The organism is Kingella pumchi (assembly GCF_022288825.1).
GTDB lineage: Bacteria > Pseudomonadota > Gammaproteobacteria > Burkholderiales > Neisseriaceae > Kingella_D > Kingella_D pumchi.
This window is the reverse complement of record NZ_JAKOOW010000002.1, coordinates 74,481-81,618: the sequence shown is the minus strand read 5'-3', so window position 1 is coordinate 81,618 and position 7,138 is coordinate 74,481. Positions and strand designations below refer to the sequence as shown.

At 59.6% G+C, this 7,138-nt stretch carries 6 protein-coding genes; all 6 read left to right on the top strand.

The window, feature by feature from the left end; genetic code table 11:
- Positions 1-2,670 (top strand): YadA-like family protein (locus MB824_RS01095; RefSeq protein WP_238745119.1); only part of this gene is annotated, 2,670 nt, incomplete at its 5' end.
- Positions 2,671-2,740: 70 nt separating this feature from the next.
- A complete protein-coding gene (locus MB824_RS01090) occupies positions 2,741-3,583 on the top strand; it encodes an OmpA family protein (RefSeq protein ID WP_238745117.1) in 843 nt (280 codons plus the stop codon).
- Positions 3,584-3,776: 193 nt separating this feature from the next.
- Positions 3,777-4,346, top strand: coding sequence for an L-threonylcarbamoyladenylate synthase (locus tag MB824_RS01085; RefSeq protein ID WP_238745115.1), 570 nt, complete (start codon positions 3,777-3,779; stop codon positions 4,344-4,346).
- A 276-nt stretch (positions 4,347-4,622) separates the two neighbouring features.
- Positions 4,623-5,495, top strand: coding sequence for a 16S rRNA (cytidine(1402)-2'-O)-methyltransferase (rsmI, locus tag MB824_RS01080; protein WP_238745113.1), 873 nt, complete (start codon positions 4,623-4,625; stop codon positions 5,493-5,495).
- Between the two features lie 53 nt (positions 5,496-5,548).
- The gene (locus tag MB824_RS01075; RefSeq protein WP_238745111.1) at positions 5,549-6,208 is read left to right on the top strand and encodes a hypothetical protein; all 660 of its coding nucleotides are present in this window, start codon (positions 5,549-5,551) and stop codon (positions 6,206-6,208) included.
- 98 nt (positions 6,209-6,306) lie between these two features.
- Complete coding sequence (gene ribA, locus MB824_RS01070; protein WP_238745109.1) at positions 6,307-6,903, top strand: GTP cyclohydrolase II; 597 nt, start codon at positions 6,307-6,309, stop codon at positions 6,901-6,903.
- The last annotated feature ends 235 nt before the right edge of the window (positions 6,904-7,138 follow it).

Sequence of the window (7,138 nt, the reverse complement as noted above, 5' to 3'; positions counted from 1 at the left end):
ACCAATGGCGTAACCGAAGTGAAATTTGACACTCCATTGAGCTATGCTGATGCCACAGGCAACAACACCGGTACGCCCAGCAATGCGGTGAATCTGGTTGGCGATACCGCCGGTTCTCCTGTTACTTTGGGCAATGTTGCCGATGGTGTGAAAGACACCGATGCAGTTAACGTCAAACAGCTCAAAGACTCGCAGACCAAAGTGGTTAAAGGCACCAACATTGCATCAGTTGACCACGATGCTGCCACCAACACCTACACCGTCAATGCCAAAGGCAGCGAGACCAGCGGTGTGGATGACGAGACCGTGGTAACGGCTACTCCCGATGCCACCACCAACGTTACCAGCTACAAAGTCGGACTGGCAGACAAAGTTAAAGACGACATCAAAAAAGGCGTTGATGCCAAAGATGCAGTGGACAACAAAGGTCTGACCTTTACCGCCGACAGCGGCGACACCGGTGTGAAAAAACTGGGCGACAGCGTAGCCATTAAAGGCGACAGAAACATCGTTACCAGCGCCGATGCCAGCGGCATCAACATGCGTCTGGCCGATGTGCTGAATATCGGCCCGAGCACTGGCGGCAACCCCGTTACCATCAACGGCAACACCGGCACCATTGGCGGACTGACCAACAAAACCTGGGATCCGAACAGCATCACCAGCGGTCAGGCAGCGACCGAAGACCAGCTGAAACTGGTAGCCGATCAGGCAAGCCAAAAAGGCAGCTTCACGCTGACCGCCCAAGGAGCCAACGGTTCTACCGTGGGAGACGGTTCCACTGTTGACCTGAACAACACCGACGGCAACATTGTGGTTAGCAAAGAGTCCAGCAATAACAACGTTACCTTCAACCTGGCCAAAGACCTGAAGGCCGACAGCCTGACCATCAACAACGGCGGTCCGGTAATCAACGGCGACGGCATCAACATGGGTGGTAAGAAAATCACCAATGTAGCTGATGGCGATGTTACTGCCACCAGCAAAGATGCGGTTAACGGCAGCCAGTTGTACGCTGTTCAGCAGGAAGCGCAAAAACGCAATACTGTGAAAGCCGGCAATAACGTTACCGTTACCGAGGCTCCCAATGCCAACGGCGGCACCGAATACACCATCAATGCTGAAAAATCAGTGGTAGGCGGTGTGAACGATGAAACCGTGGTAACCGCGACCAACGATCCCACAACCAACACTACTACCTACAATGTTGGTTTGGCAGACAAAGTTAAAGACGACATCAAAAAAGGCGCTGATGCTGCCGATGCCGTTAATAACAAAGGTCTGACCTTCAAGGGTGATAGCGGCGATACCGGTGTGAAAAAACTGGGCGACGAGGTCAGCATTACCGGCGACAGCAACATCACCACCAAAGCCGACGGTAACGGCGTTCAAGTCAGCCTGAACCGCGATGTGGATGTTGACAGCGTGAAAGCCGGCGACAGCACGCTCAATAACGACGGCCTGACCATCAACGGCGGCCCGAGCGTAACCAAGACCGGTATCGATGCGGCTGATAAGAAGGTAACCAACGTTGCCAATGGCGATGTTACCGCCACCAGCAAAGACGCGGTTAACGGCAGTCAGCTGCATCAGCACGGTGACGGTGTGAAAAACATCATTGGCGGCAATACCACCTATGATCCGAATACCGGCAGCTACACCAACAACGATATCGGCGGCACCGGCCAGTCCACCATTGACGATGCCATCCGTCACATCAACAGCACCGCCAATGCCGGCTGGAACCTCCAGACCAACGGCGGCGCTACCGAAAAAGTCGGTTCCGGTGAAACTGTGAACTTCAAAAACGGTAACAACATCAGCATTACCAACACCGGCAAAGAAATCACCATCGCCACCAACCCCGACCTGACGGCCGACAGCCTGACCATCAACAACGGCGGCCCGGTAATCAACGGTAACGGCATCAACATGGGCGATAAGAAAATCACCAATGTTGCCGACGGCGATATTTCCGATACCAGCAAAGACGCGGTGAACGGCAGCCAGTTGCACGCTACCAACCAAAACGTAGCCAACAACACCGCCAACATCGCCAAAGGCTTCAATTTCGGTGACGGCAATACCGCCAACAACTACCAGCTTGGCGACACCATCAGCGTGAAAGGCGACAACAACGTTACCAGCACCACCGTTAACGGCGGCGTACAGCTTGGTCTGAACCAGAATCTGAGCCTGACCAGCGTTACCACCGGCAATACCAAAATGGACAACAACGGCCTGACCATCAACGGCGGCCCGAGCGTAACCACCAATGGTGTTGATGCAGGCGGTAAGAAAATCACCAACGTTGCCGCAGGTGAAGCCGATACCGATGCCGTAAACGTCGGCCAGCTGAACCAGAAACTGGGTGCGATTGCCGGTGCCAACACCGCCCACGTTGCCGCGCTGGAGCAGAAGATCAACAATGTTGAAGACGAAGCCGATGCCGGTACCGCCAGCGCCATGGCTACCGCCGGCCTGCCCCAGGCCTACCTGCCCGGTAAGAGCATGATTGCCGTCGGCGCCAGCAACTACCGCGGTAAAACCGGTTACGCCGTAGGCTTCTCCGCCATTACCGACGGCGGCAACTGGATCATCAAAGGTACCGCCAGCGGCAACAGCAAAGGCCGTTTCGGTGCGTCCATCGGTGCCGGTTACCAGTGGTAAAAACCGTTTTTCAGGCTGCCTTGCCACGGCAGGCAGCCTGAAACCCCGCAATATTTTTTAAGGAACAATTATGATCAAAAAAACCTCCCGTCTTGCCCTAATGATTGCTTCTGCCGCCCTGTTGGCCGCCTGTGCTTCCGGCAGCAAAAGCGAAGACGGCCTCAAATGGCCGCGCCCCTACAGCGTGACCTTCAACAAAAACCGCGGCACTTTCCCCGACTTGGGCAGCCTGAAACAAATCCGCCAAGGCGACACCAAAGACCAGCTCTACTACCTGATCGGCCGTCCGCACTATGACGAAGGCTTCCGCGTGTCCGAATGGAACTACCTGTTCCACTTCAATACCCCCGGCCAGGGCACCGACAACATCACCACCTGCCAGTACAAAGTGAAGTTCGACAAACACCGCCGCGCCCAAAGTTTCCACTGGCGCGCCGTTGATCCCGAAAATGCCGTCTGCCCGCCCGCCCAAGAGCAGCCCGCTCCCGCCATGATGGCGCAGCCGCAGATGCAGATGCAGCGTATCGTGCTTTCTGCCGACGCCCTGTTTGCCTTCGACAAAGGCGATCTGGCCCACATGAACGCCCAAGGCAAAGCCGAACTGGATGATGTAGCCGCCAAACTCGGCCGTCTCGAGCGCCTGGATCAGGTTCGCATCATCGGCCACACCGACTATCTGGGCAGCGACAGCTACAATATGCGCCTGTCGCAGCAGCGCGCCGAAACCGTGCGCAACTACCTGATCAGCCGCGGCGTACCCGCCAACGTGCTGTATGCCTACGGTGCCGGCGAAACCCAGCCGGTTAAGCAGTGCGACAACCGCGGCAACCGCGCCGAACTGATTGCCTGCCTGCAGCCCAACCGCCGCGTTGAGCTGGAAGTAAACGGCATGTCCATCAGCAACAACCGCTGATTTCAGGCTGCTTTGCCAAACTGCACCCCGCCGGCGGGGTGCAGTTTTTCCGCTTTCAGGCAGCCTGAAAAAACAGCCGCCGCAGCCGTAATATTGAAACCTGCTGCCGTCAGACCTATTTGGGCAGACAGCCCAAGGCAGCCTGAAAGCCTTATTTCTTCAAACCATCCGATTGCGCTACAGCAGCTTTGCCATGATTTCGCCAAGACTCCGCACCCCGCTCAATCCGCGCCGGCTGCGCGCCCACCTGCGGCGCGGCGGGCTGGTGGCTTACCCCACCGAATCCTGCTACGGCCTGGGCGCCGCGCCGGACAACCGCCGCGCGCTCAACAAAATCCTGCGCCTGAAAAAACGGCCGCAGGGCAAAGGGCTGATTGTCGCCGCCGACAGCCTGCAGCGCTTGCGTTCCCTGCTGCGTCCCCTGTCCGCTGCCGACAGCCGCGAGCTTGAAAGCGTGTGGCCGGCGGCCAAAACCTTTGTGCTGCCGGCCGCGCGGCGCGTGCTGCTCGAATTGCGCGGCCGCGGCCGCAGCAAGCTGGCGGTGCGTGTGCCCGATCACGCTCTGGTGCGCCGCCTGTGCGCGCTGGCCGGCATGCCGCTGGTTTCGACATCGTGCAACCGCTCCGGCGGCCGCCCCTGCAAGAGCGAACGCGAAGCCCGCCGCCTGTTCGGCCGGCAGGTGTGGGTAATCGGCGGGCGCACCGGCGGCCGGCGCGCGCCGAGCGAAATCATCGATTGGGACAGCCGCCGCCGCCTGCGTTAAAGCGCGCTATCAGAAAAACCGCCCCTTATCGTCTAAGCGCTTGTCCGCATGTTGCCGTGCAAGCCGTTTTGCCTTTTCAGGCAGCCTGAAAGCAGCCTGAAAACCGAACCGGTGCCGATAAACGGGTTTGCCGAGAAGCATCCCGCCGCAGGCAGCCTGAAAGTACCGCGCGCTTCGGCGCTATAATCGCCCCGCCGCATTTTGCCCGCAGGCAGCCTGAAACGGCCTGCCCTTGGGTTTTCAGGCTGCTTTTGCCGGCCGCACAAGGATTTTTTCATGCTCAAACACCATCAGAAGGCGCAGCAGAGTGTGCGCGCCGGCACGCTGTATATCGTCGCCACGCCCATCGGCAATCTGGCCGACATCACCCTGCGCGCGCTGGCGGTGCTCGCCGCCGCCGACTGGGTGTGCGCCGAAGACACCCGCGTTTCCGCCCAGCTTTTGAGCGCCTACGGCATACAGGCCAAACTCGTCAGCCTGCGCGAGCACAACGAGCGGCAGATGGCCGACAAAGTCATCGCTGCGCTGGCCGAAGGCAAAACCGTCGCCCAGATTTCCGATGCCGGCACACCGGCGGTGTGCGACCCCGGAGCCAAACTGGTGTCGCAGGTGCGCGAAGCCGGCTTTCCGGTGGTGCCGGTGCCCGGCGCATCGGCGGTGATGGCGGTGCTCAGCGCTGCGGGCGTGGAAGCGCCGGATTTTTATTTCCATGGTTTTCTGCCGCCCAAATCCGCCGCCCGCCGCAAGCTATTTGAAGGCTGGCAGCGCCAAACCTGCGCGGTGCTGGCCTTTGAAACCCCGCACCGCATCGCCGACACGCTGGCGGATATGGCCGCACTGTTTCCCCAGCGCCGCCTGCTGCTGGCGCGCGAAGTCAGCAAAACTTTTGAAACCTTTTTAAGCGGCAGTGTGGCCGACATCCAAGCCGCGCTCACGGCCGACAGCAACCAGTCGCGCGGCGAAATGGTGCTGGTGCTGTACCCAGCCGCAGTTGAAAAGTACGACACGCTGCCCGAAGAAGCCGCCCGCGTGATGGGCATACTCGCCGCCGCGCTGCCCACCAAGCAGGCGGCCGAGCTGGCAGCGCAGATTAGCGGCGAGAGCAAAAAAGCGCTCTACGACTACGCCCTGTCGCAAAAACGCGGCTGAACTTTTTTCAGGCTGCCTGAAACCGGCGCGGCGCCTGCCGTGCGGAGAAAACCATGACCGAACACATCCGAGACTATCTGCAAACGCAAAACCTGAAACTCGATGCCGACGCCGTGCGCGTGGCCGAGTTGGCCGCCCAAGCCGTGATGGCGCAGGGGCAGGCGCTTATCGAGCACGACGTATTGTGGTACGAGCAGCCCGAAGCGCGGCTGGCCGAGCATATCGAAGAAAACGATCAGCATAGCGGTTTGCTCAAACAGCTCTTTATGGCGCTCGATTCCGCCTACGCCCGCCATCCCGTGCAAAGCGCCGTGCTTTACGGCCTGCTGCCCGACGACAGCGCGCTGGTGCGGCTGGTGCAGCAGGGCCAGCCTATCGAGCAGCGGCTGGCCACCGACGATACCACCGCCGCGCAATACCTTGCCGCCCACAGCAGCCGCACCGGCTGGCTGAATCTGGCCGACGACGTTTCACGCTGGCTGGAAATCGGCGAGCTGTCCGGCGAGCACAACCGCCGCAGCGCCGCCCAGATGAGTCTGCCGGTATACAGTGCCGACGGCCGCGTGTTCGGCGTGCTGCACATTGAGCAGGCCGAAGGCACGTTTGCCGCCGAAGCGCAAACCGAATGGCTCGGCCTGGCGCTGGCCTGTCTCGCCCCGCTACAAACCCTGCTGCCGCGCCCGCAGGCAGACGAAGAAGACCAAGCGCTTTAATTAAGCGCGCCCAAAGCAGCCTGAAAAGCGTTTTCAGGCTGCCTGAAAGATCTTTGCGGACAATAAACACACACCACCCAAGCAAACAGAAAGGCCTTATGGATAACCCCATCCGATACCTTACTTCCTGCCGCCTGCCCACCGAATACGGCGTGTTCACCATGCACGGTTTTGAAGACAGCCGCAGCGGCCAGGAACACATCGCCCTGACCATGGGCGACTGGCGCGACGGCGCCCCCGTGCTCTCGCGCATCCACTCCGAATGCCTGACCGGCGACGCGCTGGCATCGCAAAAATGCGACTGCGGCCCCCAGCTTCAGGCTGCCATGCGCGCGGTGCAGGCCGAAGGGCGCGGCGTCATCGTCTATCTGCGCCAAGAAGGCCGCGGCATCGGCCTGATCAACAAAATCCGCGCCTACGCCCTGCAGGATCAGGGCATGGACACCGTTGAAGCCAATCTCGCGCTTGGCCTGCCGGTCGATGCCCGCGATTTTTCCATCGCCAAACACATTTACGATCATCTCGGCGTCGCTTCCGTGCGCCTGCTGACCAACAATCCGGAAAAACTGCAAACCATGCGCGACAGCGGTATCAACATCGCCGAGCGCCTGCCGCTGCTGGTGGGCCGTAACCCCGAAAACCAAAACTATCTCGACACCAAAGCCGGCAAACTCAAACACATGATGGAGCGTTGATATGGCTTTTGCCTTCGCCCTGCTGGCCGCGCCGCCGCCGTGCAGGGCGTGCCCGCCGCACTCTCGCTGCTCGCGCTGATGTGTTTGTAAGCCCGCTCGTACAAGGCAGCCTGAAAATAAAATTCCTGCCACATCATTTTGTTAATCGTAAAGCCTTAAAAATTTCCTGAAGCGCTCTTGCGTGTTTCCGTTAAATTTGGTTTAATGCCGTCTTTCGCTGCCCTGCAGCGGATAC

Excerpts from the sequence above, each read along its gene's own strand:
- MB824_RS01075 (WP_238745111.1), top strand. The coding sequence starts at position 5,549 with ATGACCGAACACATCCGAGACTATCTGCAAACGCAAAACCTGAAACTC.
- rsmI (WP_238745113.1), top strand. The coding sequence starts at position 4,623 with ATGCTCAAACACCATCAGAAGGCGCAGCAGAGTGTGCGCGCCGGCACG.
- MB824_RS01085 (WP_238745115.1), top strand. The coding sequence starts at position 3,777 with ATGATTTCGCCAAGACTCCGCACCCCGCTCAATCCGCGCCGGCTGCGC.
- MB824_RS01090 (WP_238745117.1), top strand. The coding sequence starts at position 2,741 with ATGATCAAAAAAACCTCCCGTCTTGCCCTAATGATTGCTTCTGCCGCC.
- ribA (WP_238745109.1), top strand. The coding sequence starts at position 6,307 with ATGGATAACCCCATCCGATACCTTACTTCCTGCCGCCTGCCCACCGAA.